Raw genomic sequence first — 13,859 nt, forward strand, 5'->3', positions numbered from 1 at the left:
CGCTCCCTTGTGGTTACCTCGAGCGAGCAGTTCGGCGCCCGGGTGCACCGCCCGGTGGTGAGACTCGCACCTGGCGCGCATGCGCTTCAACGACTCGGACGCAAGACGGGCCGCGAACGTCGCTCGTAAGACTCGCTCCCTTGTGGTTACCTCGAGCGAGCAGTTCGGCGCCCGGGTGCACCGCCCGGTGGTGAGACTCGCACCTGGCGCGCATGCGCTTCAACGACTGGGACGCAAGACGGGCCGCGAACGTCGCTCGTAAGACGAAGTCAGTCAGCCAGTATTTCGGATACCAGGCGCGGCAGCGCGATGCCGATGGGTTCGCGGATGACCTCGGTGGCGATGCCGTCGTAGGGCGTGGGCTCGGCATTGACGATGACCAGATCCGCGCCGCTGTCGACGGCGATCGCGCACATCGACGCGGCGGGCTCCACCTGCAGTGAGGACCCGATGGCGAGGAAGATATCGCTGGCCTCGGCGGTCAGCGCGGCCTTGGTCATGGTGCGCCGGTCCATCTGCTGGCCGAACATGATGGTCGCCGATTTCAGGATGCCGCCGCAGGCCGGGCACGGCGGATCCGCCTCGCCGGTCGCTACGCGGGCCAGGGTGGCGGCCATGGTCGTCTGGTAATCGCAGCCGACGCAGACCACTTCGAACATATTGCCGTGGATCTCGATCACTCGGCCGGGCGAGGATCCGGCGCGCTGGTGCAGCCGGTCGATGTTCTGGGTGATGATCGTGATGGTGCGTCCCGCGCGCTCCAGGTCGGCGAGCGCGGTGTGCGCGGCATTCGGCTCGGCCTGCCAGGCCGGGTTGTCGCGGCGCGCCAGCCAGGACCGTTTACGCAGCTCTGGATCGGCGAGGTAGGCGTCATAGGTCGACAGCAGTTCGGCGATGGGATCCTTCGTCCACACCCCGCGCGGGCCACGGAAGTCCGGTATGCCGGAATCGGTGGAGATGCCCGCGCCGGTGAGCACGCCGATCCGTCCGTCACGTTTGCGCCAGTCGGTCGTCATATCGAATCAGCCTAGGGCGCTGCGCGATCCCTGCCCATAGTGATCGGTTGGCCGCGACGACGAGCCGAGTCGCGAGAGATTGTTACACTAAATCTCTCATGTTCTTGGAAGGGCCGATCAAGGGAGATCGCAATGACCACCGCCGTCGCATCCGACAGCAGTTCAGGGAACGCACCGCAGCGCCGCCCATTCGCACCGGGCACGCGGATGTGGGACGAGACCGGGTTGATCACCTTCTCCCTGACGGCCGGTTCGGCGTTCCTACTGCAGACCATGGAGCCGACCATCTCCGCCGTGGTCGATGAGCACTCCACCTTCCGAACCGATCCGCTCGGACGCGCGGTGCGCAGCATCGGTTCGGTGATGATGTGGATCTACGGCGGCGACGAGGCGATCGCCGAGGCGGATCGGCTGCGCAAGATGCACGCCTCGCTCAACACCACCACCCCGGACGGCGTACGGCACACGGCGCTGGCCGCCGGACCGTGGGCCTGGGTCCTGCACACCGGCACCTTCGCCTTCACCGAGAATGCGGAGTACTTCTCCCGCCGCCCGCTCACCGCGGCCGAGAAGGAGGCGTACTACCAGGAGACGGTGCAGCTCATGCGCAATTTCTCGGTGGCTCCCAAGGAGATTCCGGCGAACTATGCCGAATTCGAGAAGTTCTTCGCGGATATGGTCGACAACCACCTGCAGGAGACCGGCACCGCACATGACTACCTGAAGGTGATCCGCTCCGTCGCGCCGCCGCGGCAGCTGCCGCGCGCATTGCGGCCGGTGTGGCAGCGCGTGGTATCGCCGGTGGGACGGCTGCAGTACTTTGTCACCGTCGGCACCACGCCGGAGCCCGCACGCCGCAAGCTCGGCCTCACCTGGACCGCATCCGATGAACGCAAACTGAAGGCATTGGGCTGGTTCATCGCTCGCACGGTGCCGCTGCTGCCGGAGCGGGTGCGCTACTTCCCGATCGCGTACGAGGCGCGTCGGCTGGAGCGCGATCGGGCGCGACTGCGCAAGGTCATCGATCTGCGTCCCATGTGAGTGTCACGCGCTCGGCTGCGACGAGCGAAGGGCCCGCGGCTGCCGTTCGGCACCGCGGGCCCGCTGTATGCAGGCAAAATGCAGAATTCATGACCGACCGGTTTCTTCTCGGTCGATATCCCGCCCGTGGCAACAACTCTCGAGTGAGCCGCCTCGAGATGCCTTGGCGGACAAAGTCGGCCCCTCGTCGCGAAACACATTCGCCCCGTCCTGGTATACGTATCACGCACCCTACGACGCAGACCCGGTGCAAACTGTGCCCGACATTTCCGACATCGCGCCCAGCACAAGCTCCGATACACCAGCCTGAAAGGTTCTCCCGCGCATGGCTCACAAGCCCATCGTGCTGTTCGTCTGTGTCCACAATGCGGGCCGGTCGCAAATGGCCGCCGGATTCCTCGACACACTCGCCGGTGACCGCATCGATGTGCGTTCCGCGGGCAGCGTGCCCGCCGACGAACTCAACCCGACAGCCGTCGCGGTCATGGCCGAACTCGATATCGACATCTCCGCGCAGGCGCCCAAGGCGCTGACCGTCGACGCGGTGGCCATGTCCGATGTCGTCGTCACCATGGGCTGTGGCGACGTATGCCCGTTCTTCCCCGGCATCAGCTATCGCGACTGGATGCTGCCCGATCCGACCGGCGAGGACATCGCGATCGTCCGCTCGATCCGCGACCGGATCCGCATCCTGGTGGAGAACCTGATCGCCGAATTGATTCCGGCCACCGCCTGCTGAGTCCGATTTGTTCAATACACCTGCCGAAGCGCGGCATACGCTGCGGATATGACTCCACAACTGAACGTCTTCGGCATTGTCGTCAGCGATATGGCCGCCTCGCTCGCCTTCTACCGACGCCTGGGTCTCGAGTTCCCGGAGGGGGCGGAGACCGAGGGCCACGTTGAAACCACACTGCCCGGCGGCGTGCGGGTCACGTTGGATACCGAGGCGGTCATCGAATCCTTCCACGCCGACTGGCGGCGACCGACGACGGCGGGCCGGATCGGATTGGCGTTCCAGTGCGCGGACCCGGCCGAAGTCGATGCGGTCTACGACGAACTCACCGGCGCGGGCTACCACGGCGAGTTGAAGCCGTGGGACGCCTTCTGGGGCCAGCGCTATGCCACGATCCTGGATCCGGACGGCACTGGCGTCGATCTGTATGCGCCGCTGTCCAGTTGATCCGGCAACCGCGCGCTAGCGGCGAGTGAGCAACTCGCTCAACGGCATTCCGGCCAGTTCGCGCACATCGCGCGCGAGATGGGCTTGGTCGGCGAATCCGGTGCGAAATGCGGTGTCCGCGAGCGGCACTCCGCTGCGGGCCACCGCGAGCGCCCGCTGCAGTCGCAGAATGCGCGCCAAGGTTTTGGGCCCGTAGCCGAATGCCGCGAGCGATCGCCGATGCAGCACCCGCGCACCGAGCCCGGCGGCGTCGGCCGTCGCCGCGACCGACCATCCGGCATCCAGTGCACCGACGATCCGCCGCAATACCGGATCGGGCGGCTCGGTCTCGTACGCCCGCCGCAATGCGATCGCCTCCAGCGCGGCGGGCTGATCCCGCGCCGCCCCGATCTGTTCCGCGAGCCGTCGCGCCGTCGCCGCGGACCACAGATCGGCCAGCTCGACCCGCCTGTCGCGCAACACGTGCGCGGGCACTCCGAGCAGCGCGGGTGCGGTCCCCGGCGCGAACCGAATCCCCACCCACCGCCTGCCGACCGCACCATCGGCCATATACGCCCGGGTATCCGGCCCGGCAACCAGCAATCTGTCTTCGCTCCACAGCAGATCCATGCAGCCATCAGGCAGCACCGGCAGCAGTGCAGCCCCGGTAGCGTTGGTGTTCGTCCACACCACGGCATCGGTGAGCCGCGACCGCCGCTCCCGATACCTCGACGCCACCTCTGCCACGGATCCGAGGCTACCCGCGCCGCCCACGCCGAAGGCCGCGCCTCAATCGGTTCTGCGGGGGCCATCACGATCAGCGACGGACAGACGGGCGTGACCCTCGGCGAAATCGGCAACGCGGACGCCACCAGCACCACCGACCTGCGCCCCTGGCCCGCATCGGCACCCGCAAATTCGATCCAGCGGATGTCGTCGATCGGGTGCGGGTAGCCGGCAACAACGAACTCGCCCTGCGCCTGCTGGGTTTGGTCACCAACCGACAGTGACATTCGATTGGTTCTCGGCCGCCCGATCATCGCGTCCAGCGGACTCGAGTTCACGCGCGATCACGGCGCCGGTATGTCGAATCACCGCTCAGTGCGGAGTGATACCGCGCGGGATGACCCGGATCACCTGATTGTCACCCGCTGCGATTTTCGACTCCGGATCCTTGCATCCCACAGTGACCTCGGCACCCGGTGGCGAGGAAAAGGTCCATAGTGTCATCCACTCTTTCCCGCCGATATTTTCCGGTTTGTTCGTATTGGTCGAACGTAGGTCTTCATTGCGGCCGGTGCTGTCGGTGACGGTGCAGCGCAGACTCGTGGTCGCGGCGGCCCAGTCGACGGGCACCCTGATATCCATCACGGCATCGGCGGGAATGGGCACTTTCTTGGTCTCCCCCAGCGGAATTCGCACACCGCCGCCGGGTTCCTCGTGTTCGGTCGCGGCGGGCATCGCGCTCACCGAACTCGATTCCGACACGGCCGACGATTCCGTTGCCGCCGTCGGGGACTTGTCATCGGAACACCCCGCCACGGCCACGGCCAGCGAGGCCGTCACCGTCATCCAGATCAGTTTCACAGGTCAACCTCTCTTCGACAGAGCATGACTACAACTTCCAGATGGACGCAGACTACATGGCGCGAAATCGGCAATTTGTTTGCAAATAAGAGGACTCGGCCGAAATCGAAAATCCGGATGGCGCGATACTGGTCGGCGTAGCTCTCGCCGCCATTCGCCTCGAAGGAACTACTCCATGACGATGCCCGTCGCATTCAGCACGCTCGATGTCCGCACCGCCGATGGCAATGCCGACTCCTACCTGGCCCGACCCGATGACGGCGGACCCCATCCCGGCGTGCTGTTCTACATGGACGCCTACGGCCTGCGCCCGTACCTGCGCGAAATGATCGAAGCCATCGCGGCCAATGGGTTCACCGTGTTGGCGCCCAATGTTTTCTACCGATCCGGGCGCGCCCCCGTGCTTCCGATGCCCGAATCCACCGACCCGGCCGGGCACGCGAAATTCTTTGCCGCACTGGGCCCGGTGCGGGCTGCGTGCACGCCCGACAAAGCGTTGGCAGACGCACAAACCTATCTCGATTGGCTCAGCGCCGCCGAGTTCGTTGCGCCGGGTCCGGTGGCGGTTACCGGATACTGCATGGGCGGCAGACTCGCCTTGCGCACCGCGGGCGCATTCGGGAATCGCATTGCCGCGGCGGCGAGTTTCCACGGCGGCCGCCTGGCCGTGGACGACCAACCCGACAGTCCGCATCACGCCGCCGCCGGCATTACCGCCGAACTGTTGATCGCGCACGCGAGCCAGGATGATTCGATGCCGCCGGAGCAGATCGCCCGTCTCGACAAGGCGCTCGACGCCGCGCATGTGCATTACACCTCGGTGGTCTACCCGAATACCCGCCACGGCTTCACCATGCGTGACACGCCCGTCTTCGATCAGGCGGCCTACGACCGCCACCTCGCGGATCTCCTCGCGCTGCTGCGGCGGGCCCAGCAGGCAAGATGAAGGGACAACGCGGAGGAGTGCAGATGGAGTTGAGCTACGAGGACGTGAAGGCCGCCGCCGATCGGATCGCCGGTCGGGTACGGCCGGTCGCCATCGTCCCTGGGGACAGTGACGCGGTCGCGACGACCGGATCCGGACCGGCTGAGCTGTGGCTGGCGCTGGAGTTCATGCAGCACACCGGATCGTTCAAAGCCCGTGGGGCGCAGAACTTCATCCAGGCGCACCGCGATGACGGGACGCTACCCGACGCGGGCGTGACCATCGCCTCGGGCGGGAACGCAGGGCTTGCGTGCGCGTGGGCAGCACGCGGGCAGGGTGTTCGGGCGACGGTATTCCTCCCGACCACCGCCCCGGCCGTTAAGGTCGAGCGACTGCGCGGCTACGGCGCGGACGTGCGCCTGGTCGGTGCCGAGTACGCCGACGCACTCGCGGCCTGTCACGAATACGCCGACACCAGCGGCGCGCTGCGCTCCCACGCCTACGACAACCCGTATATCGCGGCCGGTGCAGGCACCTTGATGATGGAGATCCACCGGCAGAACCCCCGGTTGGACACCGTCGTCGTCGCGGTCGGCGGCGGCGGTCTGTTCGCCGGAATCGCCACGGCAGCGGCGCACTATGGCGTAAGGACGATCGCGGTGGAACCGCAGAACTGCCGGGCCCTGCACGCCGCGATTGCGGCCGGGCAGATCGTCGACGCACCGGTCGACTCGGTCGCCGCCGATTCCCTCGGCGCCCGCCGCGCCACCGAACTGGCGCTGCACGCGGCACGGAATTACGACGTCACCTCGGTCCTCGTCCCCGATCGGGACATCATCGCGACCCGCAGAAAACTGTGGCACGACCGCCGCCTGGCGGTGGAACACGGCGCCGCGACCGCGCTCGCGGCCCTGACCACCGCTGACGGTGCCTACCGCGCCCAACCCGGCGAGCGGATCTGTGTCGTGCTGTGCGGCGCGAATACCGATCCAGCGGACCTGGCGCAGTAAATCGGGTCGAGCTCGGGCCGGGGCACTAAGCTCGATATCGACTCGGATGGAGGCACCTCATGTCGGTCCAATCCCTCATGGTCCCGGTCGGAACGCCCGCGCCGGACTTCGCGCTACCCGATCTCGACGGTCACACCCACGCCAGGCCCGACTACACCGCCGGTCCCGGACTCCTGGTCATCTTCGCCTGCAATCACTGCCCGTACGTGCGGCATATCGAGTCGAAGCTCGGCGAGGTACTCGGCACACTGGCGATCCCGACGGTCGCGATCTGCACCAATGACGCCGACGCCTACCCGGACGACGCACCGGAAGGGCTGCGCGCCCAAGCCGACCGCGCCGGTTGGAAGTTCCCCTACCTGATCGACGAATCCCAGCAGGTGGGGCGGGCCTTCAGCGCCGCGTGCACGCCGGACTTCTTCCTCTACGATGCGCGCCTCGAACTCGCCTACCGCGGCGCATTCGACGAATCCACGCCGGGCAACGGTAAACCGGTGACCGGCAATGAATTACGCGCCGCGATCGAGAATGTGCTCGCCGGAGCAGCCGTGCCCGAACCGCATCGGCCGAGCATGGGCTGCTCCATTAAATGGCGGGCCTAGGTACCGATCACCGCATTCATGATCGTGCCCGCGCTGGTCGCAACGACACCGCCGATCATGGCTCCCGCCACCATCTTCGGTGACTGCAGGCCGCCGCCGGACCACTTCTCCCAGGCGAACCGACCGCCCGCGTAGGTGATGGCGGTGACGCCGGCCAGCAGAATGAACCACGTGAAATAGCGCACCATCTGCAGGATTTTGTTCGCGAGGGGTGGCGCCTCCGGTGTCGGGTTGCCGAGTTGGGCCAGGACTGCTCCATAGGTGTCATGTGCCGCGGCGAGTATCATGCTCACAGTCGTACCCCTCTTCTGATATCGGCGACGCCGTAGAGCGCCTAGCCAGATAATAGCGTCTCGGCTCGAGACAGATTGTGCAGCAACCAGATTCATCGGCATACCGGTTCAGCTGAATTTCAGCACCGGTTCGCCATCATGCCGCAGCATGCGCAGCGCGAGCAGCAGACCGAACACCGTGCGGACGCTCGAAGTGACCGTGGCGATCGCGACGGCGAAAGACGTTGCGACAGCGAACCCGGCCAGCAGCAGGGTTCGAATAGTTCGGCGCGAGAGCCGAACCCAGATTCTCGACGATCGCTACCGCGATCAAGCCGAGGACGATCGGCTTTCGCGGCAGCCGTGCGGTCGCCACGGTCACCCAGCAGGAGACACTGCGCGATCTGCTGCATGCGGCGGTGCCCTCCGACTCCCTTGCTTAAACATACGATCGGACGTATTCTTTAATCTATGACGACGGCGACGCTCCCGCCCACCGAGGAAACCGATCCGTTCTGCCTGTCTCCGCTGGACGCGGCCGCGCTGCTCTTCGACGCACCGTGGCGCCGGTTCGCGGTGATCGGCGACAGTCTTTCGGCCGGGACCGGCGATCCGAGCCCGGGCTACGCCAGCATGGGGTGGGCCGATCGCGTGGCGGATACGCTGCGCCGGGTACATCCCGACCTGACATACCGCAACACCGCACAGGATGGGGCGACGACGGCCCAGATCATGCGGCACCAAGCCGATCAGCTGGCCGAGTTCGCGCCCGATCTGCTCCACGTGCCATCGGGTGCGAACGATATCGTCCGGCGCACACCGGATTTCGCCGAAATCGAGCAGACATTGCGCGCGATGTACCGGTTCGCCGCCGGAACCGGAGCCCAGCTGATGACCTTCACCTTGGGCAGAGCCTATGTCGTGCCGGTCTTTTCGGATTGGCGCGAGCGGGTGCGGCTGGTCAACGACATCACTCGCCGCCTCGCCGCCGAGTACGGCGCACTGGTCATCGACATGTGGGATCACCCGATCAACGACCGCGCGAATCTATTGAGCGCGGACCGCATCCACTTCTCGACCTCGGGACAGGCCGTCATGGCGGCCGAGGTCGTCAAATCCCTTGCACACCAACTCGGTAAGCGAGTACCTGCATGATGCCAGCATCACGAAGCGATTCGGTAAGGGGTGGTGGCCCGGTAGCGGGCGGGCCCGAGGACAAGCGTCTACAGCGCGGCGCGCGCAGTCGCCAGCTCGTGCTCCGCCAGGCCGTCGACACCGCCTCCCTCGACGGTCTCGACGGCTTGAGCTTCGGCAAACTAGCGACCGATACCGGCCTCAGCAAGGCGGGTGTGCAGACGCTGTTCAAGACCAAGGAAGCCCTGCAGCTCGCGGCACTCGACCTGGCCCGCGAGATGTTCATCGATGCCGTCATCCGTCCCGCACGCGCACAGCCCCATGGGGTGCAACGCCTTCGCTCGCTGATCGAGCACTGGATCGGCTACGCCGAGACACCGCTGTTCGCGGGCGGCTGCTACCGCGTCGCCAATATGGCGGATTTCGACAGCCATCCAGGACCGGTCCGCGACGCCCTGGTCCGCGACCAGCGGGACTGGATGGCCACTATCGCCCGCGAACTCCGCTACGCCGTCGATGCCGGCGAAATCGTGGACCTGGATACCGATTTCGCCGCCTTCCAGATCGACGCCGTCCTGTGCTCGGCCAATACCGCTCTGCGGCTCGGCGATGCCGATGTGGTGCACAAGGTCCGCCGGGTGGTCGAGGGCTTTCTCAACCCACCGGCGTGATCCGTCGATCAGGGGCGATCGGCGGTTTGCTCCAGTTCGATGCGAGTTCGGTCGTCGGTGAGGATGAGGGTGCCGTCGATGGCGGTCCAGGCGGGGGCGAGCAGGAGGAATTCGGTGAGCCAGGTGTCCTGGTTGGTGACTTCCCGCGGATAGGACAGGACGGTGCTGAAGGGGGAGCGGGTCTTCAGGACGCCGTCATCGACATCCACCTCGAACATCACGGTATTGCCGCCCGCGTGGGCGGACAGGCGCTGGGTTTCGTCGACGAACCACAGGGTGATCCGGGTGCCGCGGACCAGGAATCGTGGTCGGCCGTTCTCGGTTACCGACGAGGAGACGTAGCGGTGACCCCACAGCTCGCAGTCGTGCCCACCCATTGCCCGACCACCCCTCATCGAATCGCCACGCGCTACTGGCCCACCCGTCACGCGACCACCACCCCTTATCGAATCGCTACGCGATACTGGCCCACCCGTCACCCGACCACCACCCCCTTATCGAATCGCTACGCGATACTGTCATTTGGTGGATCAGCCCCTACTCACGGCGTACGACGGCCCACCTATCCTGATTGCCGCCCCCGCGGGCAGAAATGACCCGGTCCACTGAGCGAACCGATCAGCGCAGATTCTTCTCGATTTCGCGCGCGGCGCGTGCGACCAGGCCCGGCAGATTCGGCGGAAACTGTTGCGACAGTGACATACAAGCGATGGCTGCCACATCGCAGACGCCGGGTTGACGGATTGCTGCTGCGGCACAACATATTCCGGCGATCAGATCGTGGTGGTCGACGGAAACCATTCCAGCATCAGCAATTCGGGTGCGCACGCGATGCCATTCGGCGGCCGAATAGGTCGGTGGCGGGACGGTATTGTCGGCACGTCCCGCGAAGAGCACCTGCACCATTGCGGTCCGATACACCACATCGGGATCAGCGGTGGTGTTGAGAAAGAATTCCGCGCCCTTGACCCCGGCCACCAGCCGGACCTCGCCCACGTCGAGAACACAAACCGCGACAGTCGAATTCGTCAGAGCCGCCAACACCCGGGCCGGTCGTTGCGCGGCCCGGCGCAGCCGCGGCGCGGCCTGCCAGTGCCGACCGAGCTCCGCCATCCGCTCGCCGACGAAATACCGCTGTTCCACCCGCTGCACCGCGCCGAGCACCACCAGCTGCTCGGCCAATCGGTACGCGGTGGCCTTCGCCAACCCGGTGGACCTGGCCAGCTGCGACAGCCCGCAGCCCTCCGGCGCCGCCGAAATCGCCTCCAGTATCTGGAAACCGGCATCGAGCACCCCACGGCCCGCTCCGTCAGCCGATGGACTCTCGGCCATCGCGCCCCGCCTTCCTCCGCACCGCGGCCGCACGTCGGCACAACACGGCAAGAGAAGATGCTACGCCCACTGTCGTTCGCAACAAGGCGTTCTGCGACGCTCAGCTCACAGTAAGCACGACCTTGCCTGGACCGCGCCCCTTTTCGCTGTCCTCCTGCGCGGCCGCCGCCTCTTCGAGCCGGAATGTCCGCGCCGGTCCGGACAGCCGGAATGCGCCACTGGCGACCCGCTCGGCGACCTGATGCAGAAGTTCAGTGGGCCGCGGGCCACCGCCGCCGGTGAGGAAGGTGATGCCGAGTTCCAGTGCGGCCGGATCCACGATCGTCACGATTCGATCAGTGCCGCCGCGCAGTTCGACGGCGGCAGGCAGCACACCGTGTCCGGCCGCGTCGAAGACCGCATCGATGCCATCGGGGGCTAGAGCTCGCACACGACCGGAAACACCGTCACCATATGTGGTCGGGATCGCGCCGAGTTCGCGAACAATGTCCTGATTGGCCGCCGAGGCCGTCCCTATTACGGTGGCACCATCGGCTACCGCCAGTTGCACGGCCATCGACCCCACCGCACCGGCGGCACCATTGATCAGCACTGTCTCATCCGGTTGTAATTTCAATGCGGCCAATGCCTTCGCCGCGGTCGAGACCGCGACCGGGAGCGATGCGGCATCGACCCAGGACAATTCCGGCGGTTTCGCGGCGACGGCGGTGCTGATCGCGTATTCGGCGTAGGCCGCGACGGCCCAGCCCAGCACCTCATCGCCGACCGCCACCTCGGTCACCTCGGGACCGACCGCATCGACCACACCCGCGATCTCACCACCCGGATACTGTGGGAAGACCGGCTCACCGAAAGACAGTGCGCCGGAACGAATCTTCCAATCCGCCGGATTAACCGCGGTGGCCCGCACCGCAACCCGGACCTGACCAGCACGCGGTTGCGGAATCGGGATGTCAACGACCTGCAGTACCTCCGGCCCACCGAGTTCGTAGTACGCAATCGCCCGCATCGCCTCAGCCTACGTGCAGGATCAGAATTTTCTCAGCAGAGTCTCATAGAACACCAGCCCTGATCTCAGGAGTGTTCCGTTCAATGACCGATAGCTGCCCCGCCCGGTCCCAGTCTCAACCGGGCGGAGGCAGCGCCAATGTTCATGTGAATCCGAAACGACCTCGAACCGAATCGGCGGCCATCTCGTAACACATAGCACAATGTGTCGAGAACGCCGAGGTCGCGATGAGTGCCGAACACTTCAACCGTCGAACAATCGTCATCGGAGCAGGGGCCGCGGCAGTTGTCGCGGCCTGCTCGACGAGCGAGCGCTCGTCAACGCCGACAACCACTTCCACCGCGACGCCAGCGACAACATCGAGTTCGGTCGCCGCCGCTCCCAGCGCCGAACCACCACCACCGCCGACCGAGCAGGTGCAGGCGGGCCCCGAACCGGCGCCGGGCACCGCGCTCACACGCACCTCCGATGTGCCGATCGGCTCCGGCGTGCTGCTCGGCGATACCGTCGTCACCCAGCCAAGCCCCGGTAATTACCAAGCTTTTTCGGTGATCTGCCCGCATGCGGGCTGTGCTGTCAACGCGATCAGCGGCGGCACCATCAACTGCCCTTGTCACGGCAGCAGATTCAACCTCGACGGATCCGTCGCCACCGGTCCGGCCACCCGGCCGTTGGCCGCACGCACCATCTCTGTACAGGGGGAATGGATCGTCGCGGGCGCGTTCGCCCCGCTGCCCGCTGCCGAGCAGCAGGTCCAGGAACAACCCGCACCGGCCCAGCAGGTCATCGAACCGGGCGCACCCGAGAACGCGCTGGCCCGCGCCTCCGACGTACCGGTCGGCTCCGGGCTCATTCTCGGCGATACCGTGCTCACCCAACCGAATCCCGGTAACTACCAGGGCTTCTCGGTGATCTGCACGCATCAGGGCTGTGCCCTCAACGAAATCGCGGGCGGCACCATCAACTGCCCTTGTCACGGCAGCAAATTCCATCTCGACGGCTCCGTCGCCACCGGCCCGGCCAACGAGCCGCTGTCGCGCCGTGAGGTGTCGGTACAGGGCGACTGGATCGTGGCGGGCGCACCGGCAACGCCGCCGGTGATCAAACCGTTGTGGTGTGAGATACCGTTCTTCGCCCCGGGTAGCGCGGGCTGCTGACGGCTACTTTCGCCGAGCGGTTCGGGTCGCTCCGATGGAGGCGGCCACCACGCAGATGACACCGGTCCATTGCCCGGGATTCATGATCTGCCCGAGGACGATCAGTCCGGCGAGTGCGGCGGCCGCAGGTTCGAGGCTCATCAGTACGCCGAAGACACGCGGTGGAATGCGCCGCAGCGCTTCGAGTTCCACCGAATACGGCAGCACCGACGACAGCATCGCGACGGCGAATCCGGCGGCGAGGACGGAGGGGTGGAACAGCGTGGTACCCGCCTCGGCGATGCCGACCGGGACCATGAGCACACCGCCGAATGCCATCGCAATGGCCAGGCCTCCGCCGCCGCTGGTGCGGTCGCCGAGTGCGGCGCTGAGCAGGATGTAGCCCGCCCAGCACGCTCCGGCGGCCAGGGCGAACAGCACTCCGGACCACGCCACCTGCCCGCCCGTCCTGGTCAGCAGCAGCACCCCCGCGCCAGCGAGCACCGCCCACACCGGATCGGCCCACCGCCGCGAGCCAGCCAGGGCGACGCTGAGCGGCCCGAGGAATTCGAGGGTCGTCGCCATACCGAGCGGAATTCGGTCGATGGCCTGGTAGAAACATAGATTCATGACGGCGAGCACCGCGCCGTAGCCGAGCACCACCGGCAGCGCGCGCCGCTCGATCCGCAGCCCGGACCGCCAGACGACCAACAGCACGATCCCGGCGAAGAACAGCCGCAGCGTCACCGCGCCCGCGGCACCGGTCGCGCTGAACAGCTGTTTGGCCAGCGCCGCGCCGACCTGCACGCTCACGATCCCGATCAGCACCAAGGCCGTCGGCGGCACCCCGCCGAGCCCACGCAGGCTCATCGCGCGCACAGCCGTCAGCGGCCGCGCCGATTGCACATTCCGTTCGAAATCGATCGCGACCACGCGACACCCTCCATCGACAAAACCCCGAC

17 protein-coding genes are annotated in these 13,859 nt (G+C 66.4%); 9 read left to right on the forward strand and 8 right to left on the reverse strand.

Going from position 1 to position 13,859, the window contains the following annotated elements:
* Nucleotides 1-269: 269 nt before the first annotated feature.
* The gene (locus ACWEO2_RS28670; protein WP_452408166.1) at nucleotides 270-1,016 is read right to left on the reverse strand and encodes an SIR2 family NAD-dependent protein deacylase; all 747 of its coding nucleotides are present in this window, start codon (nucleotides 1,014-1,016) and stop codon (nucleotides 270-272) included.
* A gap of 132 nt (nucleotides 1,017-1,148) precedes the next feature.
* Here ACWEO2_RS28670 and ACWEO2_RS28675 point away from each other — a divergent pair, with 132 nt between their 5' ends.
* The 3 genes from ACWEO2_RS28675 (at nucleotide 1,149) to ACWEO2_RS28685 (ending at nucleotide 3,240) form a co-directional block, all read left to right on the forward strand.
* The gene (locus ACWEO2_RS28675) at nucleotides 1,149-2,057 is read left to right on the forward strand and encodes an oxygenase MpaB family protein (RefSeq protein ID WP_452408167.1); all 909 of its coding nucleotides are present in this window, start codon (nucleotides 1,149-1,151) and stop codon (nucleotides 2,055-2,057) included.
* A gap of 325 nt (nucleotides 2,058-2,382) precedes the next feature.
* Nucleotides 2,383-2,796, forward strand: a complete 414-nt coding sequence (locus ACWEO2_RS28680; RefSeq protein WP_354958148.1) for an arsenate reductase ArsC — start codon at nucleotides 2,383-2,385, stop codon at nucleotides 2,794-2,796.
* A gap of 48 nt (nucleotides 2,797-2,844) precedes the next feature.
* Nucleotides 2,845-3,240: a VOC family protein gene (locus ACWEO2_RS28685; RefSeq protein WP_452408168.1), complete on the forward strand. Its 396-nt coding sequence runs from the start codon at nucleotides 2,845-2,847 to the stop codon at nucleotides 3,238-3,240.
* A 15-nt stretch (nucleotides 3,241-3,255) separates the two neighbouring features.
* Here the strand turns inward: ACWEO2_RS28685 and ACWEO2_RS28690 are convergent, their stop codons facing one another.
* Together ACWEO2_RS28690 and ACWEO2_RS28695 are read right to left on the reverse strand one after the other, a co-directional pair.
* Nucleotides 3,256-3,966, reverse strand: coding sequence for a helix-turn-helix domain-containing protein (locus tag ACWEO2_RS28690; protein WP_452408169.1), 711 nt, complete (start codon nucleotides 3,964-3,966; stop codon nucleotides 3,256-3,258).
* A 351-nt stretch (nucleotides 3,967-4,317) separates the two neighbouring features.
* A complete protein-coding gene (locus tag ACWEO2_RS28695) occupies nucleotides 4,318-4,806 on the reverse strand; it encodes a hypothetical protein (protein ID WP_452408170.1) in 489 nt (162 codons plus the stop codon).
* A 175-nt stretch (nucleotides 4,807-4,981) separates the two neighbouring features.
* Between ACWEO2_RS28695 and ACWEO2_RS28700 the strand changes: the two genes are divergently transcribed.
* The 3 genes from ACWEO2_RS28700 to ACWEO2_RS28710 are packed head-to-tail and all read left to right on the forward strand — an operon-like array spanning nucleotide 4,982 to nucleotide 7,343.
* Nucleotides 4,982-5,752 carry a dienelactone hydrolase family protein gene (locus ACWEO2_RS28700; RefSeq protein WP_452408171.1) on the forward strand — a complete coding sequence of 257 codons (771 nt, stop codon included), beginning with the start codon at nucleotides 4,982-4,984 and terminating at the stop codon, nucleotides 5,750-5,752.
* Nucleotides 5,753-5,775: 23 nt separating this feature from the next.
* Nucleotides 5,776-6,741 (forward strand): threonine/serine dehydratase, encoded by a 966-nt coding sequence (locus ACWEO2_RS28705; RefSeq protein ID WP_452408172.1) that lies wholly within the window; start codon nucleotides 5,776-5,778, stop codon nucleotides 6,739-6,741.
* A gap of 59 nt (nucleotides 6,742-6,800) precedes the next feature.
* The gene (locus ACWEO2_RS28710) at nucleotides 6,801-7,343 is read left to right on the forward strand and encodes a thioredoxin family protein (RefSeq protein ID WP_452408173.1); all 543 of its coding nucleotides are present in this window, start codon (nucleotides 6,801-6,803) and stop codon (nucleotides 7,341-7,343) included.
* Here the strand turns inward: ACWEO2_RS28710 and ACWEO2_RS28715 are convergent.
* The gene (locus ACWEO2_RS28715) at nucleotides 7,340-7,630 is read right to left on the reverse strand and encodes a hypothetical protein (RefSeq protein ID WP_354958197.1); all 291 of its coding nucleotides are present in this window, start codon (nucleotides 7,628-7,630) and stop codon (nucleotides 7,340-7,342) included. The genes ACWEO2_RS28710 and ACWEO2_RS28715 overlap by 4 nt on opposite strands.
* A gap of 456 nt (nucleotides 7,631-8,086) precedes the next feature.
* On the opposite strand from ACWEO2_RS28715, the gene ACWEO2_RS28720 reads away from it, so the two are divergent.
* Nucleotides 8,087-8,770 (forward strand): SGNH/GDSL hydrolase family protein, encoded by a 684-nt coding sequence (locus ACWEO2_RS28720; RefSeq protein WP_452408174.1) that lies wholly within the window; start codon nucleotides 8,087-8,089, stop codon nucleotides 8,768-8,770.
* Nucleotides 8,770-9,420 carry a TetR/AcrR family transcriptional regulator gene (locus ACWEO2_RS28725; RefSeq protein WP_452408175.1) on the forward strand — a complete coding sequence of 217 codons (651 nt, stop codon included), beginning with the start codon at nucleotides 8,770-8,772 and terminating at the stop codon, nucleotides 9,418-9,420. Before ACWEO2_RS28720 ends, ACWEO2_RS28725 begins: the two co-directional genes overlap by 1 nt.
* Before the next feature lie 8 nt (nucleotides 9,421-9,428).
* Here the strand turns inward: ACWEO2_RS28725 and ACWEO2_RS28730 are convergent, their stop codons facing one another.
* From ACWEO2_RS28730 to ACWEO2_RS28740, 3 genes are all read right to left on the reverse strand, one after another.
* Nucleotides 9,429-9,815 carry an META domain-containing protein gene (locus ACWEO2_RS28730; RefSeq protein ID WP_354958157.1) on the reverse strand — a complete coding sequence of 129 codons (387 nt, stop codon included), beginning with the start codon at nucleotides 9,813-9,815 and terminating at the stop codon, nucleotides 9,429-9,431.
* Between the two features lie 223 nt (nucleotides 9,816-10,038).
* A complete protein-coding gene (locus ACWEO2_RS28735; protein WP_452408176.1) occupies nucleotides 10,039-10,752 on the reverse strand; it encodes a helix-turn-helix domain-containing protein in 714 nt (237 codons plus the stop codon).
* 100 nt (nucleotides 10,753-10,852) lie between these two features.
* On the reverse strand, nucleotides 10,853-11,761 hold the full coding sequence (locus ACWEO2_RS28740; RefSeq protein WP_452408177.1) for an NADP-dependent oxidoreductase: 909 nt from the start codon (nucleotides 11,759-11,761) through the stop codon (nucleotides 10,853-10,855).
* A 227-nt stretch (nucleotides 11,762-11,988) separates the two neighbouring features.
* On the opposite strand from ACWEO2_RS28740, the gene ACWEO2_RS28745 reads away from it, so the two are divergent.
* Complete coding sequence (locus ACWEO2_RS28745) at nucleotides 11,989-12,918, forward strand: QcrA and Rieske domain-containing protein (protein ID WP_452408178.1); 930 nt, start codon at nucleotides 11,989-11,991, stop codon at nucleotides 12,916-12,918.
* 3 nt (nucleotides 12,919-12,921) lie between these two features.
* Here ACWEO2_RS28745 and ACWEO2_RS28750 read toward each other — a convergent pair whose 3' ends face one another.
* The gene (locus ACWEO2_RS28750; RefSeq protein ID WP_452408179.1) at nucleotides 12,922-13,830 is read right to left on the reverse strand and encodes an EamA family transporter; all 909 of its coding nucleotides are present in this window, start codon (nucleotides 13,828-13,830) and stop codon (nucleotides 12,922-12,924) included.
* Between the last annotated feature and the right edge of the window lie 29 nt (nucleotides 13,831-13,859).

Source organism: Nocardia sp. NPDC004278 (genome assembly GCF_053602975.1).

Excerpts from the sequence above, each read along its gene's own strand:
- ACWEO2_RS28730 (WP_354958157.1), bottom strand. The coding sequence starts at position 9,815 with ATGAGGGGTGGTCGGGCAATGGGTGGGCACGACTGCGAGCTGTGGGGT.
- ACWEO2_RS28720 (WP_452408174.1), top strand. The coding sequence starts at position 8,087 with ATGACGACGGCGACGCTCCCGCCCACCGAGGAAACCGATCCGTTCTGC.
- ACWEO2_RS28745 (WP_452408178.1), top strand. The coding sequence starts at position 11,989 with ATGAGTGCCGAACACTTCAACCGTCGAACAATCGTCATCGGAGCAGGG.
- ACWEO2_RS28740 (WP_452408177.1), bottom strand. The coding sequence starts at position 11,761 with ATGCGGGCGATTGCGTACTACGAACTCGGTGGGCCGGAGGTACTGCAG.
- ACWEO2_RS28700 (WP_452408171.1), top strand. The coding sequence starts at position 4,982 with ATGACGATGCCCGTCGCATTCAGCACGCTCGATGTCCGCACCGCCGAT.
- ACWEO2_RS28670 (WP_452408166.1), bottom strand. The coding sequence starts at position 1,016 with ATGACGACCGACTGGCGCAAACGTGACGGACGGATCGGCGTGCTCACC.
- ACWEO2_RS28735 (WP_452408176.1), bottom strand. The coding sequence starts at position 10,752 with ATGGCCGAGAGTCCATCGGCTGACGGAGCGGGCCGTGGGGTGCTCGAT.
- ACWEO2_RS28685 (WP_452408168.1), top strand. The coding sequence starts at position 2,845 with ATGACTCCACAACTGAACGTCTTCGGCATTGTCGTCAGCGATATGGCC.
- ACWEO2_RS28705 (WP_452408172.1), top strand. The coding sequence starts at position 5,776 with ATGGAGTTGAGCTACGAGGACGTGAAGGCCGCCGCCGATCGGATCGCC.
- ACWEO2_RS28675 (WP_452408167.1), top strand. The coding sequence starts at position 1,149 with ATGACCACCGCCGTCGCATCCGACAGCAGTTCAGGGAACGCACCGCAG.
- ACWEO2_RS28710 (WP_452408173.1), top strand. The coding sequence starts at position 6,801 with ATGTCGGTCCAATCCCTCATGGTCCCGGTCGGAACGCCCGCGCCGGAC.
- ACWEO2_RS28725 (WP_452408175.1), top strand. The coding sequence starts at position 8,770 with ATGCCAGCATCACGAAGCGATTCGGTAAGGGGTGGTGGCCCGGTAGCG.
- ACWEO2_RS28680 (WP_354958148.1), top strand. The coding sequence starts at position 2,383 with ATGGCTCACAAGCCCATCGTGCTGTTCGTCTGTGTCCACAATGCGGGC.
- ACWEO2_RS28715 (WP_354958197.1), bottom strand. The coding sequence starts at position 7,630 with ATGATACTCGCCGCGGCACATGACACCTATGGAGCAGTCCTGGCCCAA.